19 protein-coding genes, 3 tRNA genes and 1 pseudogene are annotated in these 24171 nt (G+C 43.4%); 7 read left to right on the forward strand and 16 right to left on the reverse strand.

What is annotated here, in order from left to right; genetic code table 11:
- Positions 1–15: 15 nt before the first annotated feature.
- The 12 genes from DWW23_RS00670 to DWW23_RS00725 form a co-directional block, all read right to left on the reverse strand.
- Entirely contained in the window at positions 16–1152 is a 1137-nt protein-coding gene (locus DWW23_RS00670; protein WP_122351381.1) for an N-acetyltransferase, read from the reverse strand.
- Positions 1153–1272: 120 nt separating this feature from the next.
- A complete protein-coding gene (locus DWW23_RS00675) occupies positions 1273–2190 on the reverse strand; it encodes a helix-turn-helix domain-containing protein (RefSeq protein ID WP_122351382.1) in 918 nt (305 codons plus the stop codon).
- Positions 2191–2428: 238 nt separating this feature from the next.
- Positions 2429–2512, reverse strand: a tRNA-Leu gene (locus tag DWW23_RS00680).
- A 3-nt stretch (positions 2513–2515) separates the two neighbouring features.
- A tRNA-Leu gene (locus DWW23_RS00685) sits at positions 2516–2600 on the reverse strand.
- Between the two features lie 49 nt (positions 2601–2649).
- Positions 2650–2722: transfer RNA gene (locus tag DWW23_RS00690), tRNA-Gly, on the reverse strand.
- Positions 2723–2859: 137 nt separating this feature from the next.
- Positions 2860–3681, reverse strand: coding sequence for a purine nucleoside phosphorylase I, inosine and guanosine-specific (locus DWW23_RS00695; protein WP_370449232.1), 822 nt, complete (start codon positions 3679–3681; stop codon positions 2860–2862).
- A gap of 9 nt (positions 3682–3690) precedes the next feature.
- Positions 3691–4947 (reverse strand): amidohydrolase, encoded by a 1257-nt coding sequence (locus tag DWW23_RS00700; RefSeq protein WP_122351384.1) that lies wholly within the window; start codon positions 4945–4947, stop codon positions 3691–3693.
- Positions 4944–6254 (reverse strand): DEAD/DEAH box helicase, encoded by a 1311-nt coding sequence (locus DWW23_RS00705; protein WP_122351385.1) that lies wholly within the window; start codon positions 6252–6254, stop codon positions 4944–4946. Before DWW23_RS00705 ends, DWW23_RS00700 begins: the two co-directional genes overlap by 4 nt.
- Complete coding sequence (locus DWW23_RS00710) at positions 6251–7606, reverse strand: dipeptidase (RefSeq protein ID WP_122351386.1); 1356 nt, start codon at positions 7604–7606, stop codon at positions 6251–6253. The genes DWW23_RS00705 and DWW23_RS00710 overlap by 4 nt, the downstream gene beginning before the upstream one ends.
- Positions 7607–7733: 127 nt before the next feature.
- On the reverse strand, positions 7734–9095 hold the full coding sequence (locus DWW23_RS00715) for an efflux transporter outer membrane subunit (protein WP_122351387.1): 1362 nt from the start codon (positions 9093–9095) through the stop codon (positions 7734–7736).
- A 2-nt stretch (positions 9096–9097) separates the two neighbouring features.
- Entirely contained in the window at positions 9098–12274 is a 3177-nt protein-coding gene (locus DWW23_RS00720; protein WP_122351388.1) for an efflux RND transporter permease subunit, read from the reverse strand.
- Positions 12275–12285: 11 nt separating this feature from the next.
- Positions 12286–13410, reverse strand: a complete 1125-nt coding sequence (locus tag DWW23_RS00725; RefSeq protein WP_370449233.1) for an efflux RND transporter periplasmic adaptor subunit — start codon at positions 13408–13410, stop codon at positions 12286–12288.
- A gap of 184 nt (positions 13411–13594) precedes the next feature.
- Here DWW23_RS00725 and DWW23_RS00730 point away from each other — a divergent pair, with 184 nt between their 5' ends.
- From DWW23_RS00730 to DWW23_RS00740, 3 genes are all read left to right on the forward strand, one after another.
- A complete protein-coding gene (locus tag DWW23_RS00730; RefSeq protein WP_122351390.1) occupies positions 13595–14446 on the forward strand; it encodes an AraC family transcriptional regulator in 852 nt (283 codons plus the stop codon).
- Positions 14447–14472: 26 nt separating this feature from the next.
- Positions 14473–15033, forward strand: a complete 561-nt coding sequence (locus tag DWW23_RS00735; RefSeq protein WP_122351391.1) for a YdeI family protein — start codon at positions 14473–14475, stop codon at positions 15031–15033.
- A gap of 93 nt (positions 15034–15126) precedes the next feature.
- A complete protein-coding gene (locus DWW23_RS00740; RefSeq protein WP_122351392.1) occupies positions 15127–15567 on the forward strand; it encodes a DUF6078 family protein in 441 nt (146 codons plus the stop codon).
- Between the two features lie 171 nt (positions 15568–15738).
- On the opposite strand, the gene DWW23_RS00745 is transcribed toward DWW23_RS00740, so the two are convergent.
- A complete protein-coding gene (locus tag DWW23_RS00745) occupies positions 15739–16584 on the reverse strand; it encodes an aldo/keto reductase (RefSeq protein WP_122351393.1) in 846 nt (281 codons plus the stop codon).
- Between the two features lie 53 nt (positions 16585–16637).
- Positions 16638–17726 carry an MBL fold metallo-hydrolase gene (locus tag DWW23_RS00750; RefSeq protein ID WP_305036999.1) on the reverse strand — a complete coding sequence of 363 codons (1089 nt, stop codon included), beginning with the start codon at positions 17724–17726 and terminating at the stop codon, positions 16638–16640.
- A 155-nt stretch (positions 17727–17881) separates the two neighbouring features.
- Here DWW23_RS00750 and DWW23_RS00755 point away from each other — a divergent pair, with 155 nt between their 5' ends.
- Entirely contained in the window at positions 17882–18388 is a 507-nt protein-coding gene (locus DWW23_RS00755; RefSeq protein WP_122351395.1) for a hypothetical protein, read from the forward strand.
- Between the two features lie 3 nt (positions 18389–18391).
- Here DWW23_RS00755 and DWW23_RS00760 read toward each other — a convergent pair whose 3' ends face one another.
- Positions 18392–19291 (reverse strand): AraC family transcriptional regulator, encoded by a 900-nt coding sequence (locus DWW23_RS00760; RefSeq protein WP_075557326.1) that lies wholly within the window; start codon positions 19289–19291, stop codon positions 18392–18394.
- Positions 19292–19461: 170 nt separating this feature from the next.
- Between DWW23_RS00760 and DWW23_RS00765 the strand changes: the two genes are divergently transcribed.
- From DWW23_RS00765 to DWW23_RS00775, 3 genes are all read left to right on the forward strand, one after another.
- Positions 19462–21009, forward strand: a complete 1548-nt coding sequence (locus DWW23_RS00765; protein WP_122351396.1) for a 4Fe-4S binding protein — start codon at positions 19462–19464, stop codon at positions 21007–21009.
- 30 nt (positions 21010–21039) lie between these two features.
- The gene (locus tag DWW23_RS00770) at positions 21040–22446 is read left to right on the forward strand and encodes an aldo/keto reductase (RefSeq protein ID WP_122351397.1); all 1407 of its coding nucleotides are present in this window, start codon (positions 21040–21042) and stop codon (positions 22444–22446) included.
- A 98-nt stretch (positions 22447–22544) separates the two neighbouring features.
- A complete protein-coding gene (locus tag DWW23_RS00775) occupies positions 22545–23159 on the forward strand; it encodes a flavodoxin family protein (RefSeq protein ID WP_122351398.1) in 615 nt (204 codons plus the stop codon).
- Positions 23160–23262: 103 nt separating this feature from the next.
- On the opposite strand, the pseudogene DWW23_RS00780 reads toward DWW23_RS00775, so the two are convergent.
- Positions 23263–24011, reverse strand: a pseudogene (locus DWW23_RS00780) (PD-(D/E)XK nuclease family transposase).
- Positions 24012–24171 lie beyond the last annotated feature (160 nt).

Here is a 24171-nt window from a genome sequence, read left to right on the forward strand (position 1 = left end):
AATTGTCATTTTCGTTTATAATTTCTTTTTATAGCATCGCCTTCTCTTTATGAAAGTTGGGTTCAGAGGTTTCCATTGCGTCAGTTCCCTGATATTGTCCTCCAGTTGAGGACCAGTTTCCGCCCATTTAAAGTGGTGTTTATTATAGATTGGTATAAGGTCATCAAAAAACAGTGCATTCACGCCCAATCCCTGATAGTCAGGACGCACAGCCATTAAAAGCAGTTCCGCTTTCTCTTCCTTTTTCCATTTCAAAGCACGAACAAGATGATACCATCCAAAAGGGAAAAGTTTCCCTTTTGTTTTTTGCAACGCATGCGATAAACTGCCCATCGTTATTGCCACGCCTACCACTTCACCGTTTTCATTCTCTATGACAGGCAACAATTGCTTATCAACCAGCGGCAGATATCGTTTGATATACAAATCAATCTGTTTATCCGACAGTTCCGTATAACCGAAGAGAGGCGCATAAGCCACATTCAGCAGGTCGAATACCTTTTTTCCATATCCTAGTTCTGAAATATCAGTATTAGTCAACTTTTTGACATGCAATCCGAACATCTCTTTTGCTAACCCGGCCACACGGGCATATTTAGGAGGGACTTCTTCAGGGACTTCAATACATACCTGCACCCAGTCGACCTCTTTCTCATAACCCAAGGCCTCCATATGCTTGGGATAGTAAGGATAGTTATATATTGCAATCATCGACCCCAGTTTGTCAAAATCCTCGATAAGCATACCTTCCTTATCGAAATCGAAGATTCCCATCGGCCCTTGTATATAATCCATACCTCGCTCTTTACCCCATTTTTCCACAGCTTTCAGCAAAGCAGCCGACACAGCCGGGTCATCAATAAAATCAATGAATCCAAACCGGACATTCTTCTTTTGCCATTTCTCGTTGGCATGATGGTTGATAATACCTGCTATGCGGCCTACAGGTTTCCTGTCTTCATCGTATGCAATGAAAGGCTGTATATCGGAAAATTCCAATCCCGCATTCTTACGTGGATCGAAAGCCTCGCGAATATCCATATCCAAGTCGGGAACATAGTATTGGCAGCCGGTATACAACCAGCCTGTAAACTTCACGAAATCGTCCATTTCGTGTTTCGTCCCAACCTTTTTCACATTGACAATTTTCATAACGAGAGTAAAACTATGAAAGGTTTTCCTAATTGCAAAGCGAGTAAAAATAGCTGCGACTAATCCACCAGTATTGGAGAATTTAAGAATATTTTCGGGAAAGTTTATGGAAAGACGAACTCATTTTTTATAACCCAACTGTTTACGAAACTCTTTCGGAGAACACCCCAGATGGGCCTTCACATATTTTCCAAAAAAAGATATGTTGGTAAACTCCAGGTATTCAGAAATTTCTTTGATAGATTTATCGGTATGTGTCAGGAAATGCTGAATATCGTCTGTGACATATTCATTGATCCAATCCATAGCAGTTCTTCCACTAACCTTTTTACTTACAGTCGATAGATATTTGGAAGTAACGAATAACCTATCGGCATAATGGCTCAGATTACGCTGCTTTATTTCACTGTTTGCCAGTATTTCTATAAATTTCTTGAATAAGATATCTCCCTGTTTCATAGAAGTAGGGGTTGTTTCAATCGTATTATGGTCCAGATCTGCCAGCAACTCATAGATAATAGCCCGCATAAAAGTAGTCATAACCTCTTTATGATAAGGTGGCTGAGGAAATTTTAATCTTAAACGCATGATCTCAGAATATAGGGAAAACAACTGTAGGCTCTCCTCTCCTATGCAAATGACCGGATTTTGATTGAACTGAAAAAATCTGTTCCAAATATCACTCCCATAATGCAAGAGACTTTGGAGAATGCGGGTAGAAAGACATACTGCATTCCCCCTGAAAGAAGTCCTGTTTTCATGATCATATAAAATAATATTAGGTTTGCAAATTAAAACTTCATACGGATGGAGCGTATAGAGTTTAGCATTCAAATTGACCTGCATTTTTCCTTCCAGACAGGCGATTATCATAATCATATCTTTCGATAACTTGACAGATCCGCGTTCCGTCATATCTTCCAAGTGTTCTATTACAATAATGTCTTTATCAGTATACGTGATACCGGCATTGATTCTTTCACTGGCATCCAGGATATCATTTATACCCACTTGTCGAATTGTATTTTCTCTTTCCATATCTACATAGAATTATCACTTCCATGCAAATATAACTGTATCAATGTATTCTAATATGCTACATATCACCCTAAAAGTGTCCTATTGTTCCTATTTCAAAAAACAAGAAGCATAACAGAAAATTTGTTACAGATAAAAAACAAATGACTTATATAGAATAACTCAAAAAATAAGATTTATACGAATAATACAAGAGAAGTAAAATAAGATTTTGATATTCAGAAGTTTAAAGTAAATGTGCGCGGAATGAGATTCGAACTCACACACCGTAACCGGCACTACCCCCTCAAAGTAGCGTGTCTACCAATTTCACCATCCGCGCTAATGGTGCCCAGAACAGGACTCGAACCTGCACGCCTTGCGACACACGCACCTGAAACGTGCGCGTCTACCAATTCCGCCACCTGGGCATTTCCATTATATAAAAAAGGCGGCCTCTTACCGCTCTTATTATCTGTGAGCGAAAGACGGGACTCGAACCCGCGACCCTAACCTTGGCAAGGTTATGCTCTACCAACTGAGCTACTTTCGCGATAACGGGTGCAAAGATATAGGTATTTTTTTATTTTCCAAAACCGGAAGATACTTTTTTTATACTATTTTTTCCTTCCCAACCCGTTCAATTTCCTATCTTATTTTAATACAGTGAGTTTCACTCTGAAAAAAAATTCAGATGCGGGAAACCAGTTCACTGAACAAAGTAGTCATTACAGCTGCTGATTTATTGGCAGCAACGATCACATCAGCGCCGTCGTTCACAAAATCGTCTGCAAAATGATATCCTTCATTCGTGATAACCGACATACCGAACACTCTCAATCCGGCATGACGCGCTACAATAACTTCAGGAACCGTACTCATCCCGATAGCATCGCCTCCTACCCGACCATAAAAAGCATATTCGGAAGGTGTCTCAAAAGACGGACCGGTCAATCCTACATATACACCTTTCTTTAAAGGTATAGCATGTGAAGCTGCGATCTCTTCTATCGCACAGATAAACTCGCGGTCATAAGCACGTGTCATATCCGGGAAACGGGTTCCGAACAGTTCATTATTCGGACCGATCAACGGATTTGGCATCATATTGATATGGTCGCAGATAATCATCAGGTCGCCAATTTTGAACGTATTGTTTATACCGCCTGCCGCATTCGATACCAATAAATTCTTTATCCCCAACAGTTTCATCACGCGAACAGGAAAAGTAACCTGCTGCATCGAATATCCTTCATAATAATGGAAGCGTCCCTGCATAGCGAGTACTTGCTTTCCACCTAACTTTCCACAAATAAAATTACCTTTATGTCCTGCAGCCGTCGAATGCATGAAATGAGGTATTTCGGCATAAGGGATCACGATAGCCTCCTCTATCCGGTCTGCCAAAGAACCCAATCCGCTACCCAGGATAATGGCTGTCTCCGGATTGCCGGTGATACGCGCGGCTATAAATGCTGCCGCTTCCTGATATTGTTCGTTTGTATAACTCATATTCATAATTTATCGTTTAATCAAGTTATAGGCTATTTGGGCAGCCCGCTCCATAATCTCATCTTCGCCCGGAACCTTTCTATCCCGCATCAGGACTTTTCCATCACAGATCACCGTATCGATACAATTTCCGTTAGCCGCATAGACCAGATTGGATATGAAATTGAAATTCGGTATAAATGCAGGCATATTCAAATCGATCAAAGAAAGATCGGCCAGATAGCCTTCAGCTATTTTTCCTGCCTTCAGGTTAGCAATAGCTGCTCCATTGGCTGTCGCAGACTGGAATATCTCGTCGGCAGTAACGGCTTCAGGGTCTTTTCTCCAAACCTTTCCCAATAAAGAAGCCAGCTTCATTGCCTCTATCATATCGAGATTATTGGATGACGAACAACCGTCCGTTCCCAATCCAACCAAAATACCTGCCTCACGCATCTCCTGAAACTTAAAGTGCATACCGGAAGCCAGTTTCATATTGGATGCCGGATTATGTGCCACTTTTACCTCATGGTCTGCCAACATACGAATTTCATCGTCATCAACATAAATGCCGTGGGAGATCAACAAGCGGGGAGACAACACTCCCAACTTATATAAATAGCGGACAGGTGTCAATCCGAAGTTCTTCACGGAGTTTTCCACTTCACCTTCTGTTTCCGCCAGATGTAGCTGGATCAAAACATTGTGTTCCCGTGCAAAAGCATCCGCCCACTGCAGTAATTCGCCGGAAACGGTATAAATAGCGTGCGGACCTATCGAAAAATGTATCCGCTTGCTGTAACGATCCATTTCATTATATAGTTTTTGGATCGTTTGTTTACTTTTCTCCGTCAACTCCGGTTTAAACTGGTCGAAACAGGCACTGGAAATATTAGCTCTGATACCCATCTCTTCCACAGCCTCTGCGGTTGCATGGAACTTATGGTACATATCAAAGAAAGTGGTTGTCCCGCTTTTTATCATTTCCAAACAAGCTAGTTTAGCTCCCCAATAAACATCCTCTTTTGTCAGCTTGGCTTCGTTAGGCCATATTTTTTCTTCTAACCAGGGCATCAGCGGCATATCGTCGCCAAAACCACGAAACAAAGTCATTGCAGCATGACCATGTGTATTCACAAAACCGGGAATTACGGCTTTACGACGACCGTCTATAACAGTATCGGCCGTTACAGGAACGTTTGAACCTATCTGTTTGATGTATTTGTTTTCTATATAAATATCGGTAGCTACTCCATTCAGTTCTACCCCTTTGATCAATATGCTCATACAAATTTCGCTTTCATATTCTTTATCTTCTCTTCACGGATACGTACCAGCAAGTCTGCTTTCTTATCGCGTTTTACTGCTGCATAAGCACAACTTTCCTTTACTTCGACAACACCGAGATCCTCTTTCTCCAAACCGCCTTTCTGGAAAAGGAAACCGACAACATCCTTTTTACTCAGCTTGTCCCGTTTACCGCGGTTGATCGTCAGTGTCACCCATTCCGAACGAAGAGGCTTCTTGGCTTTCTCCGGCAGGAAAAACTCATCCGGTTCACGGGTGATATATTCAGGGACAGTTTCCACTTCGTTCAAGATCATAAAGGCATTTCCTTCCGCATTCATACGGGCCGTTCGCCCGTTTCGGTGGATAAACGCCTCTTCATTGATTGGAAGATGATAATGAATGACATTCTTCACTTCCGGAATATCCAGTCCACGGGAAGCCAGATCGGTGGAAATAAAGACAGAAGCACTGCCATTACGGAAAAGCGACAAAGCCCGTTCACGTTCCGGCTGCTCCATACCTCCGTGGAAATATTCATTATCCACACCCATCTCGGTCAGGTAATTGCTGACACGTTCCACCGACTCACGCTGGTTACAGAATACCAAAGCCGATTCGCCTTTTAGTTCGCCCAACAGTTTGTATAACGTTTCCAGTTTATCCTTGATCGGAGATTTCACGATACGCAAAGTCAAACCTTTCGCTTCCTTTACACCTGTCAGGAATGACAAACGGACCGGTGCCGTAATACCGGTAAAAGGCGGTATTTCGACAGCTTCCGTTGCCGAAGTCAACACCCTGCGACGCACGCCCGGAAGGTGTGCCAGAATCTCTTTCATCTCATCCTGAAAGCCTAATTCCAGAGACTTATCGAACTCATCCAGAATCAGTGTCCGGACAGTATCCAAATCGATATTACCCCGTTCCAGATGGTCGAGGATTCGTCCCGGAGTTCCGATCAATACGGTCGGCGCATGTTCCAGACTCTTCTTTTCCGTCCGGATCGGATGACCGCCATAACAGCAATTCACCTTATACCCGGCACCCAGAGAACGGAATACCGTCTCTATCTGTAAAGCCAGTTCACGCGACGGAGCGATGATAAGCGCTTGTATCTTTTTCTCCTCGTCAGTCAATGTAGTAAGCAAAGGCAACAGGAATGCCAGGGTTTTACCCGATCCTGTCGGACTAAGCAAAACCATATCTTTGGTTGTACCGGCATCCAATACGGCCTGCTGCATTTCATTCAACGCCTCGATACCTGTATTCGATAAGGCACGGGCTACGATCTCATTTTGTGTCATTTGTATTCTTTATAAAATTCGGCAACCGATTCAATCCCTTTATAGAAGAAGTCCAACATGCAACTCTCGTTAGGAGAATGAATAGCGTTCTGTTCGAGTCCGAAGCCCATCAGGACGGTCTTTATACCTAATACCTGCTCGAAAGTGGAGATAATAGGAATACTTCCTCCACGACGTACAGCCAGCGGCTTCTTTCCGAAAGCAACCGTACAGGCTCTCTCCGCTGCCTGGTAAGCAGGCAGGTCGATCGGACAAACATAACCCTGTCCACCGTGTTTCGGTGTGACTTTTACCTTAACACAGGCAGGAGCCACTTGGTTTATATAATCTTCGAATAGCTGGGATATTTTCGTATGATCCTGATGCGGAACCAACCGGCAGGAAACTTTTGCATAGGCTTTCGACGGCAACACAGTCTTGCTTCCTTCTTCCGTATAACCGCCCCAGATACCACAGATGTCGAATGACGGACGGCAACTGTTCCTTTCCAGTGTCGAATAACCTTTTTCACCGAACAGGGCATCCACACCGATCGCCGCTTTATATTTTTCTTCATTGAACGGGATCTGTGCGATCATCTCCCGTTCTGCCGGAGAAACTTCTTCTACATCGTCATAGAATCCGGGGATCGTGATACGTCCGTCGGCATCGATTATATCCGCCATCAGTTTACATAATACATTGATCGGGTTAGCTACTGCCCCACCGAAATGACCGGAATGCAAATCACGGTTAGGCCCCGTCACTTCGATTTCCCAATAGGCCAGGCCACGCAGGCCGGTTGTCAATGAAGGTGTTTCGGCACTGACCATGCTGGTATCAGATACCAGGATCACATCTGCTTTCAACAATTCTTTATGTTCGCGGCAGAAGGTTTCCAGGCTGGGAGAACCGATCTCTTCTTCTCCTTCAAAGATAAACTTCACATTACATTTCAGCAGGTTGAGCTTCAATGCTGTCTCAAAACCTTTCACCTGCATCATCGACTGGCCTTTATCATCATCGGCTCCACGCGCCCAGATACGACCATCGCGTATTTCCGGTTCGAACGGCTGGCTTTTCCACAGTTCCAACGGTTCGGCAGGCATTACATCATAATGAGCATAAACAAGTACGGTCGGAGCATCCGGCGAAATAATCTTTTCACCATAAACTACCGGATTTCCTTCTGTCGGCATAACCACTGCTTTGTCTGCACCGGAAGACAACAACAACTCTGTCCACCGTTCGGCACAGGCTGTCATATCCGGTTTATGTTCGTGTTTTGCACTGATTGACGGAATACGGATCAAGCTGAACAGCTCTTCCAGGAAACGATCTTTATTGGATTCTATATACGATTTTACTGTCATAAAACTGGAGATTTAATTTTAAATTTAACGTTTTTATTTAGGGTTACAAGTTTACGAATAAATTACTTAAATCTACCTTTTATTGTCCTATAAAATATATCAGAATGTTAACTTTCCATTCCTATGTTTACTGGAATCTACTACCACCAAGTGCATGGAACAGGTTAATAACCCCTTGTATTTTATCAAATTGATCCTGCGCCTGTACTAATTCCGCATCCAATAAGGACTTTTGTGCAGTCAATACTTCCAGATAATTCGTAGAAGAATATTGCATCAATAACTCCGTTTTATGTACAGCTTCCTGTAAAGCACCAACCTGTTGCTTTCCTATCTCTATCCTTTGTTGGGCAACCTGCCATTGCACCAGAGCATCGTTCACTTCTTTCCCTGCATTCAAAACAGATTGTTGAAATGAAAGAGAGGCCTCTTCCTGCCGCGCTTTCGCCACTTTCAGATTAGCGATATTCGTACCTTTATTAAATAATGGTTGTGTCAACGATCCTACTGCGCTCAATAACAAACTACCGGGATTCAGAATCACACCGCTACCGTTATTTGTCCATCCGGCAGTACCGGAAAGCATTATGTTCGGATAAAAAGCTGAACGTGCTGCATTGGTTGAATAAAAAGCCTGCATCAGATTAAATTCCGCCTGCCGTATGTCGGGACGATTAGATAAAAGCTGCAAAGGAACCCCGACCTTCAGCTCTTCCGGAAACAACTGTTCCTCCAGCGTCTTCCGTTCAATCGTTTGTGGTGCCATAGCCAGTAAAACAGACAAACTATTTTCCGTTTCACGGATACTTTTCTGTATGGATAGAATAGAAGCTTCGAGTGCCAAATGATTTGCCTTAGCCTGAAGGATAGCAGTATCATTCGATTCCCCTGCCCGTTTCAATGCTTCCAAAGTCTTTACCGTACGTGACCAGCTTTCCAATGTTTCTTTATTGATTACAAGTTGTCTGTCCAACATCAACAAAGTATAATAACTATTCGCGATGGTAGCCACCAACTGTGTCTGTACAGCCTGTTCATACGCACGGCTTCCTTCAAGTGCAGCTTTCGCTCCTCTTTTCGCATTCGTTACTTTACCGAAAACATCTATTTCCCAGCTTGCCGACAAAGCTAAATTATACGTCTTACCAGGAGCAGAGCCATCGAAGCTGCTAACTCCGCCCTCCGGATTCAACGATAAAGAAGGAAGATAGGAAAGACGGGCATTCATCAGGACAGCTTCGGCTTCCTTCACCCGCAGATGAGCGATATTCAGATCGGTATTATACTCCAATCCCCTTTCGATCAGGTTCTGTAATAAATTATCTGTAAAAAGTTCTTTCCAGGAAAGAGAAGCGACTGTCGCCGTATCTTCCACTGTCATATCCCGATACAGTCCGTCCGTATTGACCTCCGGACGAGAATAAGGTTTATATATCCTGCAACCTGTCATCAGACAGATTGCAAGACTTAAAATAAATAACTGTTTCATACTCACTTTTTCTTTCCTATTTCTTCTAATTCCGTTTGTATAGACCAATCGGCATCTCCCCTGGAGGCTTGTATCGGTCTGACTTTCTCCTGTAGATATTGAAATACGATGAAAAGACCCGGGACAAGGAATAATAAAGCCAACGTTCCGACAAGCATGCCGCCTACCGCACCGGACGCCAACGAACGGCTTCCGTTTGCACCTACCCCATGCGCCACCATTAACGGCAACAGACCAAATACCATTGTCAGAGCCGTCATCAGGATCGGACGCAAACGAACTTTTGCAGCGGCAAGAGCAGCCTGCGTCAGTGACATTCCTGCTTCCCGGCGTTTAGTCGCATATTCCGTCAGAAGAATAGCTGTCTTAGCCAGCAATCCGATAAGCATGATTAGTCCGGTCTGCATATAAATATCATTCCCCAACCCGAACAACTGGGCAAACAAAAAGCTACCCAACAATCCGCAAGGCACCGAAAGAATAATTGCGAACGGAATAAGAAAACTCTCATATAAAGCACTTAATATCAAATAAACCAACAAAAGACAGATACCGAAAATAATAACGACATTATTAGTCGTCTTGCTTTCTTCACGTGAGATGCCTCCGAATTCATATCCGTAATTCTTCGGCAACACCTGATCCGCCGTTTCTTTAATGGCCTGTAATGCATCTCCCGAACTGTAACCGTTTGCCGGTGAACCGTTGATCGAGATCGAATTATAGAGGTTGAAACGCATTAAATCCTGCGGGCCATACGTTTTCGTCAACTTTACAAACTGGCTCAGCGGTGCCATTTCCTCACCGACCCTTACATAAAGATGGTTCAGCGACTCCGGTGTGACACGATATTCAGGATCTGCCTGGATCATCACACGGTACAATTTAGAGAAACGGTTGAAGTTGGATACATATCCGCCGCTATAATAGCCTGAAAGCGTTTCCAATACTTCACCCGGAGAAATTCCTGATTGTTCGCATTGGGCGGCGTCGATATCTACCCAATACTGTGGATAGTTTGTCTCGAAAGCAGAATAAACGGCTTCAATCTCGGGACGTTCGCTAAGTGCAGCCACAAAATTATCTGTTACTTTCTTGAAAGCGTTCAAATCACCGGCAGTCTTGTCCTGTATGTAAAGTTCAAAACCGCTACCCATACCATAACCTGGGATCATCGGTGGCGTCATAGCGAATATCTGCGCATCCGGAACTTCAGTCGATAAACCATAAATCTTATTCACTACATCGGCAGCAGACTGCCCTTCCTCCTTTCGTTCATCCCAATGTTTGAGCGAAAGGAAATACATACCCATGGAAGGTCCCGAACCTGAAAATGAATAACCTACCACATTGGCATTGTATTCTACCTCAGGAATCCCTTTAAGTTGTTCGTTCATCTGCTCCATCACCCGTTGAGTCTGAGGCAGAGATGAACCCGGCTTGGAGTTCATGCTGATCATTACGGTTCCCGTATCTTCATCTGGAATCAGTCCTGTCTTGGTATGTTGTACCAGAAAAACAAGTAAAACAAGTGCAGTCACCAATGTGCCCCACATCAGCCAACGACGTTTGACAAACAATAATACCCCTTGTACATAACGTTTGGTCATCACATCAAAAGCTGCATTAAACGCTTTACGGAAACGGGCTGCAAAATTATCCTTTACATTCCCGGATTCATCTATATAAGGAGTCAATAACAAAGCACAGAGTGCCGGAGACAATGTAAAGGCATTGACTGCCGAAATACCGACGGCAACAGCCATTGTTATACCGAATTGGGTATAGAATGCTCCCGAAGTTCCTCCCATCATAGACACAGGTATAAATACAGCCATAAAGATCAAGGTCGAGGTAAGAATAGCCGAAGATACTCCTTTTATTGCATCATTCGTTGCCATATAAGAGGACTGATATCCCACATCGAACCGCGCCTGGACAGCCTCGACCACCACTATCGCATCATCCACCACCGTGCCAATGGCCAATACCAGAGCAAACAATGTCAATAGGTTGATCGAGAACCCGGCTACCGACATAAAGGCAAACGTACCGATAATGGAAACAAAAATTGAAATAGTCGGGATCAACGTAGAACGTATATCCTGCAAAAAGACATATACCACCAGGATTACCAGCAAGATAGCCTCCAACAAAGTTTTTATCACCTCATGGATCGAAGCATACAGGAAACGGTTTGTGTCGTTCAGTGTTATAAACTCCATTCCTTTAGGAAGGTCACTGCTTATCTCTTCCAGTGTGGCATCGATTTCATTGATGATAATTGATGCATTCGACCCGGCAGTCTGAAACACCATTGCCAGTGCAGCCGGATGACCATTTACCTCCGTTGCATAATTATAAGCCTCATCTCCCAGTTCAATATCAGCAACCTCACGTAACCGTAACACATCGCCCCCCGGCAAAGAACGTATCACAAGATTACCGAACTCTTCCGGTGTAGAGAAGCGTCCACGATACTTCATGGTGTATTGATGGGTATTATCATGATTCTCTCCGAATGCTCCCGTAGCTGCTTCGATATTCTGTTTATCCAATACAGCCGAGATATCTCCCGGAACCAGTTTATACTGTGCCATCTTATCCGGTTTGAGCCAGATACGCATACTATAATTGGAACCGAATTGCATAACCTGCCCTACTCCGGCAATACGCTTGATGCGCGGTTCCACATTAATCTTCATATAATTATTGAGGAACTGGCGATCGTAAGCATCGTCCGGTGAGTAAAGAGCAAAAGTCTTCAACTCAGCGTTCTGCTGCTTCATGGTCGTGACACCGATCTTGGTTACTTCGGCAGGCAGCAAACTCAAAGCTGTAGAAACACGGTTCTGTACATTCACTGCCGCCATATCTGCGTCGCTTCCTTGTTTGAAAAAGATATTGAGGAACACATCGCCACTATTTGAGGCCGTGGAAGTGATATAGTTCATATTCTCCACCCCATTGATTGCTTCCTCCAACGGGACAATGACACTTTTCTGAACAGTTTCAGCATTGGCTCCCGGATAATTGGTAAAGACCTGGATCGTAGGAGGGGCAATATCGGGATACTGCTCGACAGGCAGTGTAAACAAAGAAATAATCCCCATCAGAACAATTGTTATGGAAATGACAATCGATAAGACGGGACGGTCTATAAAATATCTTAGGTTCATACTTTTTTATTTTATTGTTTTTCGGTTTCTTTGACAAGTATCTCCATTCCGTCTTGCAACAATCCGACACCTTCGCTGACAATCCGGTCGCCCGGCCGAAGACCTGAGCGAACAATATAGTCAGTACCGTCGTTCAGCTTTTCTATCTGTAGCTGAACAGCGGAAAGTTTTCCGTTTTCCTGCACTTTGTAAGCAAATACTTTATCCTGTAATTCATAGGTAGCAGACTGAGGAATAACAATCACATCATCCATTTTATAAGGAATAACGACATTACCGATCCCGCCACTAAATAACATACGGTTCTCGTTCGGAAATACGCTTCGTACCGATACTGTTCCCGTCTGCTGGTTGATAACCCCGCTGATACTTTCGATATGTCCGTTTTCCTCATAGATGCTTCCATCATTCAACTGCAGTTCGATCGACGGCATCTGCTTTATCGTTTCGTCCGGCGAACCATACTGCCGGATCAATGCCCGGAGGCGATTTTCCGTCATAGAGAAATAGACATACATTTGTGAATTGTCCGATACGGTGGTCAGCGGTTGAGCCATCGACGGATTAACCAAAGCACCTGTCCGGTAAGGAAGTATCCCGACAATACCGTCCGACGGACTTTTTACTTCTGTGTAGGAGAGGCTGTTGCGGGCATTCACTTCCTGTGCCTGGGCTTGCTCCAGTCCTGCATTGGCAACAGACAGTGCATTCCGTGCTGTCGATAATTCATATTCCGAAATGACGTTTTCACGGAACAATTCCTGTTTACTTTCGTAAGTCAGGCGGGCTGTTTCCACTTGCGCTTGTGCTGCATGTACATTGGCCGTCGCTGTTCTTAAAGCAGCCTGGTAAGGAACCGGATCGATAACAAAAAGAGTTTCTCCCTTCTTCACTTTTTCGCCTTCCTGAACACAAAGCCGGAATATCGTACCCGACACTTGCGGATAAATTTCAATATCCTGTCGCCCCCGGATAGAGGCTGAATAAGATTCTTTGATTTCCGCCGGAGTAGACGTCACGGTTAATACTGGATAAGCCTGATGAAACTCCCCTTCTTGTTTATTCTTACAAGATATCAGAAACATAAAGCAGAGAATGGTAATAAATTGAGATAAATTTTTCATACGGTTACTAATTTGAACAATCTTTCATTATCTGGAACTATCTCCGGTAACAACTGATTTTACCGGAGCGCAAAGATATAGTTTGTCGTAACCTGATCACATATCATAATCCTGTCATATCGGGTACTTTTCAATACAAATCAAAGAGGGATTCTAAAAAAACATACTATCTTCGCGGAGAAGATCCGAATAAAATATGACAAATATAAAATACGCTTTACACCGACCTGGAAACGAAAATGCAGCCGGAACAACCGACCTGAAAGAGAGTATAGGACATCCGTTGGATCCAAACTGTTGCACAATCCTGTTATGTACGGCGGGGATGGCTACTGTCTCTACCAATTTCCAAAAGCGGATATTGAAAAAAGGAGATGTAGTCTTTATCTTTACCGATATAGTATTCGTTACGATCGAAGTTTCAGATACATTTTCCGCCCTGTATGTTTCGCTTTCCGAAGAAGTGATGGAAGAAGTCTTTTATAAAATCACTCCCACTTCGTTTTGGAATTTCATATATGACCACGTCATTCTCCATCTATCGAAAAATCAATCCATGCTACTACATACGTGGTATCAGCAAACAAAATGGATTATTGACGAATGTGCACAAGAATATAAACTGACGCTGTTACGTAACAACATCCACAGTCTTTTTATGGCTATCGACAGTGAAGCGAAAGAAAAAAATATAGGAATCAACGATCACTATAAAAGAGATCAGACATGGGCTATCCTGGGAAAGTTCGCCAGCCTGTTAGCTGAGCATTGCCATCAACACCGGGAAGTAAGCTTTTATGCAGACAAACTCTGCATAACACCTGATTATCTTTACAAATTGGCTTATAAAGGAATGGAGCAAAGCCCCAAAGAGATAATCGAACAAATGATCATCGTAGAGATCAAAACTTATCTTTCCAATACTAATTTGTCTATTAAAAACATTGCAGCTGAGATGAATTTCGAAGATCCGTCATATATGTGCCGTTTCTTCCGGAGACATACCGGGTCGTCGCCGACAGAATACCGGAATATCTACTTAAAATAATACTCACGAAATAAAACCAATTAAAAATGGAAACAGAATTAATTTTCGCGACAAGAGAAGATTTTCAGGAGTGGTTAAAGAATTACGGCCAGACAAACGAGGGTGTCTGGTTACTATTCGGGAAAACAAAAACATTAAAAACATTATCCGCAGAAGAGGCGTTGGAAGAAGCATTATGTTTCGGTTGGATCGACGGGCTGATCAACTCTATCGACGAGCACAAATACAAAAAGTACTTTTCCCAAAGAAGGAAAGGAAGCAAATGGTCGGAAAAGAATAAAAAGATTGTAGAAAAGCTTATCAAAGAAGGAAGAATGACCGGGTTCGGAATGCAGGCCATCGAAGAAGCCAAAAGAAGCGGAGAATGGGAAAAGGTACGGGACAGAAATGTTACCGATACTCAAAAGTCTGAATTTGAATCCCTGATAAAAGACTACAATCAGGCTTATGCTAATTACCTTACGACAGCAAAGTCGACTCAAAATAATTTTATCGGCTTCTACTTTGAAGCAAAAAGAGAAGACACCCGGCTGAAAAGACTGGAGAAAATAGTCGGGTTATTGGAGCAGAACAAAAAGTTAATGTAAAAACGGCCACTCTTTTCATGCTTTGATATTTGGTATTTCCCCGATATATCCCGATCTTTATCGGAATTAATAAACCTTGAATTCTACAAAGTTATGGAAGAGTCGTTTGATTTCTCAAAAGTACCATATGATTTTGGTATGTGTGCAGCCGAGAACTGCCCAAAAGCAACTACCTGTCTACGCCAGATCGCTTTAAAGCATGCTCCCGAAGATATGATTTTCCTGCGGATAATGAATCCAAACACATTAAAGAAGATGAAAGGAGCATGCAAGCTTTACCGCCCTAACAACAAAATCATTAATGCCCTTGGATTTATGCGCACGGTAAATGCGTTGACCTTAAACGTCGCAGATACTTTCCGGTTACGGATGATAACCTTTTTAGGCCGGAAAAATTATTATCTGAAACGTAAAGGGGGAGCACCTTTGTCACCCGCCGAACAACAATATGTCGTCACCCTTGCCCAGGAGTTGGGAGTTGTTCTGGAGGAGTATTTCGACGGATATGTAGAGTCATATAATTGGAATAAGTAATCCTGCTCCGACTTCTTCGTTAGTTTCCGTAAATTTCCTAAGCAGGAAACGCCAGTTCCCTGCTTAGGAAATTACAGTTTCCCGCGAAGGAAACTGGAGTTTCCAAAGCACGAAACTACGAGGAAACTGTAATAAACTAGTAATCAGACAATAGTCGTATTTTTAACAGGATTACTTTTTCACCAGATTAATCAGCCATTTCACCATCTCCGGATCATTATGAGAGAGAAACAAACTTTTCTTTTGGTCAAGCATAACAATAGCCTGCATATCTTCTTCTGATAAGGAGAAATCAAACACATCCATATTCTCGATCATACGTTCTTTATGCGTCGATTTCGGAATAACGATCACATCCCGTTGAATCAGATAACGTAAAGCAACCTGTGCAACCGACTTTCCATACTTTTCACCGATTGTTTTCAATAGTTCATTAGTAAAAAAGTTATTTTTACCCTCTGCAAATGGTCCCCATGACATGACCCGTGTTCCATATTCCTCCATGATCCTCTGGGGTTCTATTTGCTGATTGAAGACATGTGTTTCTACCTGATTGACAGCCGGTTTTATCTCACAGCACTCCGCCAGATCGACAAGACGGTCGGGATAAAAGTTACTCACTCCGATAGCACGTGCCTTTCCTGCCTTATAAGCCTCTTCCATCGCACGGTAAGTACCGTAATAATCACCAAAAGGTTGGTGTATCAGGAGTAGATCGACATAATCACTCTGCAGTTTACACAAAGACTCAGCGATAGATGCTTTTGCCTTTTCATATCCGGCATTGGAGATCCAAACCTTGGTTGTAATAAACAATTCGTTCCGTGGAATACCACTTTTACTGATTGCATTCCCTACACCTTCTTCATTAAAATAGGCTTGTGCCGTGTCGACAGAACGATAACCTACGCTCAAAGCATCCAATACACAACGTTCACATTCTTCAGGTGTCACCTGATAAACTCCATAACCTAAAATCGGCATTTCAATGCCATTATTCAATTTCACTGTTTCCATAATCTCTTTAATTATCAATTATTTTCATCTGAGACAAAGCTACTAAATTATATCTACTTATTATCCAAATTCATCACCTGTCCAATCACCGGAACGATCAATTCCAAAGAGTTTTCTTTTGCCATCTCAATTTCGTTTTTCAACGGTTCGTCCCAACGGTGCCTGGCTAATGCGTATTTGGAATGATGGACAGTCACGACCTTACGGGCTTTCAAATCTTTGGCTGCCTGCCCCAAATACTGAGGCATCGTATGGATATTACGCCATCCCTCATTGTACTGTCCGTTTTCCAGAATAGCCAGATCGATATCCGGATACTGTTTGCCTATTTCTTCAAAATGAGTATCGTAACCGCTGTCCCCTCCCATATAGACTTTATACGAAGGAGCTTCCAGAAGGAAAGAAGCCCACAAAGTCTTATTCGATGTCAGTCCCCGACCGGAGAAATGACGGGTTGGCAGACAACGGACCGTAAAGTTTTCGTCCGGCAACGCACTTTCGTACCAGTCCAGTTCAATAATATTCCCTTTATCGAAGCCCCAATATTCAAAATGTTCGCCCACACCCAAAGGGCAGATTACTTTACGGATGCGATCTTTCAGCCGGATTACCGTCTGATAATCCAAATGATCCCAATGGTCATGGCTAATAACCAGATAATCGATATCCGGCATATCTTCCGGTTTATATATATCCGTTCCTTTAAAAGGCTTATTGACAAAGGAAACCGGAGAAGCCATACAAAACACCGGATCGACTAAAATTCGTTTACCGGACAATTGAAGCAGATAGGAAGAATGACCGAACCAGACCATTACATTCGAATCGTCCGCCAAGTTTTTCAGATCAGATTTGATCGCCGGAACCGGAACGTCTGGATTCAGTCCGTCAGGTCTGGAGATCAGGAAATCCCACATACTGCGCAAACGTCCTTTATCGGAAGTCATTAACGTTGTCGGATGTATATTCTGAAACTCTCCGTTTTTATAGTGGGGAGAATGTTCTATTTTTTCCAGTCGTTCCCCTTGCGGCAGACGTCCGAAAGCCGGTTGATTGATAAAAGCAACCACTACCACACCCAAAACGATCACTATACCTATTATAAGTCCTGTTATCATATACCATCTATTTTTTATTTTCATATCTAATCCTTTTATATAAAACAAAAGTACATCCCTTTTATCAGAAGTCTGGTAGATAGATTACTGATATTTTTACCTTTATCACTGTTCTTATTTGTTGATTTTCGCTTATCTTTGTTAAATATTAAACCTTGAATCAAATTAAATAAGAAATCATGAAAGAATTTGAAGCAGCACTAGTCAGTGAAGGAAAGAGTGAAAGAATACCGGAAGAATACAATTTCTTTGGTAAAGTGATTGGTGAATGGGATCTTGACTGGAACGACCACCTCAACACACCTACTCCCAGACGTGTAAAAGGAGAATGGATCTTTTCATGGGTACTCGACGGAATGGCAGTACAAGATGTCTTTATTGTTCCGTCGCGCACAGAAAGATTGATCGATATCCAACCGGACGCAGCTTACGGGACTACTCTCAGGTTATTTAATCAGGAAAAATGTCTTTGGGAAATCTTCTACGGATGCCCGGAAGAATGTGCCCGGCTGGAAGCCCGGAAAGAAGGAGACGAAATTGTCCTGACGGAGATAACTTCGCAAGGTATGAAATGGATATTCTCTGATATTACAGACAATTCTTTCACCTGGCGAAGTACCGCCATCAACGAAGACGGGGAATGGATCACTTTAGCTAAAGTTTTCGCAACCCGTAAAAAGAAATAAAACTTAATTCTGCATCCGATACTCATTCGGAGAAGTTCCCACACACTTTTTAAACAAACGGGTAAAGTGCTGCGGATACTTAAAGCCTAATTCATAAGCGATCTCACTGATGGAACGGCTGGTATCGAGCACTTTCTCTTTTGCCATATCGATAAGATATAGCTGGATTTGCTCCTGCGCAGATTTACCCGTTTCCTTTTTTATCAGATCACCCAGATAATTTGCCGAAAGATGTAACTGGTCGGCACAATACTGAACAGATGGCAGCCCGATATCCTGCGGTTTATCCGACTGGAAATAGTCGTTCATGATCTTCTCGAACTTAGCCAGTGTATCCTTATTTGCTTCTTCGCGGGTAATAAACTGACGGTCGTAAAAACGGACGCAATAGTTCAATAGCAGTTCGATATTCGAAACGATCAGCATTTTACTATGCTTATCTATTCCATGATGTAGTTCCAGTTCTATATTTTTCAGGCAATCGATTACTATCTGCCGTTCCTGTTCCGAAAGATGAAGTGCCTCATACACTTCATAAGAAAAGAAACGGTAATTCTTAATGTTACGACCGAGAGAAGTACCACGGATCAAATCGGGATGGAAAAGCAGCGCCCATCCTTTCGGCTGGATATATTCTCCTTTCCGGGCAACACCTACCACTTGTCCGGGGGCAGTGAAAACCATCGTGCCCTCTTGATAGTCATAGTAATTACGCCCGTATTGCAGGTCACCGCATTTCACATCTTTCAAAAAGACTGAGTAAAAGCCATATCTCAAACGTGCACTTTCTACCTGTACCTCACATTTTGAAAAGTCGACAATACTGATCAGCGGATGCAATGTTTCCAGCCCCATCCGGTCATTATACTGATAAATGTGATCCATTTCTCTAATTTCCATCATATGCTTTCTGTTTTGTTTTCACAAAGTTAGATGTTTTTTGCGTCATTTTTTCATCTGTTAAAGCAAATCAGTAATAATGGTAGATATACCTGTAATATGTGTAATCGTTAACGGGAAAAACAAGAATAATTTTGCATCAGTAATAATCAACAAAATATTCAGAGACGTATATGTTAAGAAAAATCAGACTAACTGCTGCCGTCATTTTCTTTACCCTGATCACCTTGTTGTTCCTTGATTTCACGGGGACAATACATCAGTGGTTCGGTTGGATGGCGAAGATACAATTCCTTCCGGCATTGCTGGCGGTGAATATAGGAATAGTGATAGGGCTTATTGTCCTGACATTACTGTTCGGACGGATCTACTGTTCGGTTATTTGTCCTCTGGGAGTATTTCAGGATGTTGTTTCATGGATAGCCGGAAAACAAAAGAAGAACCGTTTTTCGTATTCCCCGGCAGTTAGCTGGTTGCGTTATGGGATACTTGCTATGTTTATACTTGCGATGATTGGAGGTTTCGGTTCGCTATTGGCTTTGCTGGCTCCATACAGTGCCTATGGGCGGATCGCCTCCAATCTGTTCGCTCCTTTCTATCAATGGGCAAACAATGGACTCGCCTATCTCGCTGAACGGATGGATAGCTATGCCTTTTATACGGTAGATGTTTGGATGAAAGGAATAGCCACTTTCAGCATAGCCATCATAACATTTATCGTACTGACTATATTAGCGTGGCGTAACGGACGAACCTACTGCAATACCATTTGTCCGGTAGGAACCATCCTCGGCTTCCTTGCCCGGTATTCTTATTTCAAACCGGTTATCGATACCGAAAAATGTAACGGTTGCGGATTATGTGCCCGGAATTGTAAGGCTGCATGCATCGATACCAAAGAACACCGGATCGATTACAGCCGTTGTGTAACCTGTATGGATTGCATCGGGAAATGTCGCCGGAATGCCCTGAAATATGTACCGGGACAATCGCTGCCTAAAAAACAGGTTGAAGCAACCACTTCACCATCGGCTTCGGCGTCAGTATTGCCATCGGCATCGGCTCCTGCCACGGAAAAATCCGCTGCTTCACGCCGTCACTTTTTATCGGCTGCCACCCTGTTTGCCGTATCAGCCACATTGAAGGCACAAGTCAAACCCGAAAAGAATGTAGATGGCGGTTTAGCTCCGATAGAAGACAAACAAAAGCCGGAACGCCTCACTCCTATCACTCCTCCCGGATCATTAAGCGCACGAAACTTTACCGGACATTGTACTGCCTGCCAATTATGTGTATCCGTCTGTACCAACCAGGTACTGCGTCCGTCCGGTAACCTTATGACCCTGATGCAACCGGAAATGTCCTATGAACTTGGGTATTGCCGGCCGGAATGTACCAAATGTGCGGACGTGTGTCCTACCAGCGCCATACAGCCGATCAGTGTAGCCGACAAATCTGCCATTCAGATCGGACATGCCGTATGGATCAAAGACCTTTGCGTAGTCAATACCGACGGTGTCGATTGCGGCAACTGTGCCCGTCATTGTCCGACAGCTGCTATACAGATGGTTCCCAAAGATCCCGAAGCACCCGACTCACCGAAAATACCGGTTATCAATACCGAACGTTGTATCGGTTGCGGAGCCTGCGAACATCTTTGTCCCTCCCGCCCACTGAGTGCCATCTATGTGGAAGGACACGAAATGCACCGGACCATTTAATATACCCGAAAATCATCAAAACAAAGCATCATGGAAGAAAAGAATAAAAAGAATATAGACCGACGGAGATTCCTGAAAGTCTTAGGCGGCAGCACACTGGCATCGACAGCCTCACTTTATAGTTGCAAACCGGACAAAAACGCATCCTTCCGGGGAAACGGTTCCGGTGATATTCCTGCCGAAATGACCTATCGCACCACGCCCACGACAGGCGATAAAGTATCCTTATTAGGATATGGCTGTATGCGTTGGCCGACAGTTTCCAACAGCAGTGCAAGAGACAGCAGCGACGAGATCGACCAGGAAATGGTCAACCGCCTGGTCGACTATGCCATTGCACATGGCATCAACTATTTCGACACATCGCCTGCATATTGTAAAGGACGTTCGGAGCATGCCACAGGTATCGCTCTCAGCCGTTATCCGCGCGATACCTATTATATTGCCACCAAATTATCCAACTTCGCGCCCCAGACATGGAGCCGTGAAAACTCGATGGCTATGTATCGTAACTCTATGAAAGAGCTGCAAGTCGACTATATCGACTATTACCTGTTGCACGGTATCGGTATGGGGAATGGTATGGAAGATTTCGAAGGACGTTATATAAACAACGGTATACTCGATTTTCTGCTTGAAGAACGAAAGGCAGGCCGTATCCGCAACCTGGGTTTCTCTTATCATGGAGATATCAAAGTATTCGACTACCTCCTCTCCCGTCAGGACGAGATCAAGTGGGACTTTGTCCAGATACAGCTCAACTATGTTGACTGGAAACATGCGAAAGAGGTCAACACCCGGAATACCGATGCTGAATATCTATACGGCGAATTACAAAAACGGAACATCCCCGCCATCATCATGGAGCCGTTACTGGGAGGCCGTCTCTCGAACGTACACGACCATATTGCAGCGAAACTGAAACAACGCAGTCCTGAGTCGAGTGTCGCATCATGGGCTTTCCGTTTCGCCGGAACATTCCCGGGTGTATTGACTGTGTTAAGCGGAATGACTTATATGGAACACCTGCAGGATAACCTCCGCACCTATTCCCCACTGGAACCGCTGACGGATAACGATCTGGCTTTTCTGGAAGAGACTGCCGTACAAATGCTACGCTATCCAACCATCCCTTGCAATGATTGTAAATATTGTATGCCTTGTCCGTATGGTTTGGATATTCCTGAGATCCTCTTGCATTATAACCGTTGTATCAATGCCGGAAATATTCCCGAAAGCCAACAGGATGAAAATTATGCGAAAGCGCGTCGTGCTTTCCTTGTCGGATACGACCGTAGTGTTCCCCGGCTGCGTCAGGCCAATCATTGTGTCGGCTGCAACCAGTGCAATCCTCATTGTCCGCAGAACATCGATATTCCGAAAGAGTTGTTACGTATAGATAAATATACGGAACAGCTGAAACAAAACTTATTATAGCAGCCGGATATATGAGCTAAAAAGAAAAACAATTTGAACGAATAAAGAACAGGGCATTGTCTTAAAACTGCTACTTTTGTCCAATAAAGATTATATATATGAAAGTGTTACTTATTAATGGAAGTCCCCGGAAAGAGGGAAATACATTTCTGGCTTTGTCTGAAGTGGCAACAGCTTTGGAACAGAATGGCGTCGAAACCCGTATCATCCAACTCGGCAATAAAGCCGTACAAGGTTGCATTGCCTGTAACAAGTGCAACGAATTGGGAAAATGCGTTTTCAAAGATAAACTGTATGAAGAGATACGTGAAAATCTTCAGGATATAGATGGATTGATAGTAGGTTCTCCCGTATATTACGCCGGGCCTAACGGTTCGCTTTGTGCCATCCTTGACAGAGTCTTTTATTCCTGTTCGGATATGCTTGCGTACAAACCGGCAGCCGCAATTGCAGTCTGCCGACGTGGCGGAGCCAGCGCTACCATCGACCGGCTGAACAAATATTTTACGATCAACAACATGCCTGTCGTCTCTTCACAATACTGGAACATCATACACGGCCGCTTGCCCGGCGAGGCTGCACAGGATGCCGAAGGTTTACAAATCATGCGGACACTCGGGAAGAATATGGCCTGGTTACTGAAAAACATAAAAGCCGGGGCACAGCCATTGCCGGAAACTGAAGAGCGGCAAATAACGAACTTTATCAGATAATATTATCTGTCTCATCTGTAGACGTTCAGAGACATAATCACAAAATCAGCCAGATTGTTATGCATTAAACAATCTGGCTGATTCAACTAACAAGCTATAAAAATTATAATTCGTCTATTTCTTCAGCCGACAACCCGGTGCCTTGGGCTATTGTTTCGACTGAAACTCCCTGCTTTTTTAAGTTTGTTGCGATAAGGCGTTGTTCTTCTTTCTTGCCTTTCTTTAAACCTTTTTCCTCGGCTTCCTCCACAGCATATTCCAGCGTAGCACGCCAGTCACGGTAGATCTTCAGATTCTCCTCATAGACGGCACGTTCGTGAGCAGTCATTGTTTCCAGGTTTGCCACATCGAGCAAGCGCTTGAAAGCATCATTTTTTTCCTTGAACGGAGACATATCAAATAAATTCATATTCTTCAATATATAAATCGTGTTTTCAAGAGGCGTCTTACATTCCTCTTCACTCAAATTGAACAGGTCGAACGACAGATAGATCTGTTTCAGCTTGACCTCGCCAAATGTTTTACCTGTTGCCTCGTCGGCGAGGACTACGTCCGTACGCCAGCTCCGGAATTCCGGCAAAGATAATAGAATCCCCGGTTAAAGAAACAACGTTGCGGACAATTCTGCATCTCCAAAATAAATCTACTCCCGTCCACATCTTCGCATAGGAGATCGAAGATCACCGTGCGCTGTTCTATCACTTCGGGTTGGATTTCTTTATCAAGATAGGTCAGGTCTTTGATCTGGCGCTCGCCTTCGAGGGCAGCATTGATAAAGTCGATGGCTACTTGCTTTACTCCGAAAACGGATTTAAAAGCTTTGTCTAACATAATGTTAACGTACTTTTCCATATGTCAATGGTTTTAATGGTCTGTTACCAACTAACAGGTAACAGGACAAAGATAGTTGTTTTTTATTGATTTCAATGCTTAGAGTTGTTTTTTACAACTTATTTTTCATGGCATTTGTGGATATGGTAACTTCTCTTTCATCTTAATCGTCAGCGGCACC

This window comes from Parabacteroides sp. AF14-59 (genome assembly GCF_003479515.1).
Classification (GTDB): domain Bacteria; phylum Bacteroidota; class Bacteroidia; order Bacteroidales; family Tannerellaceae; genus Parabacteroides; species Parabacteroides faecis.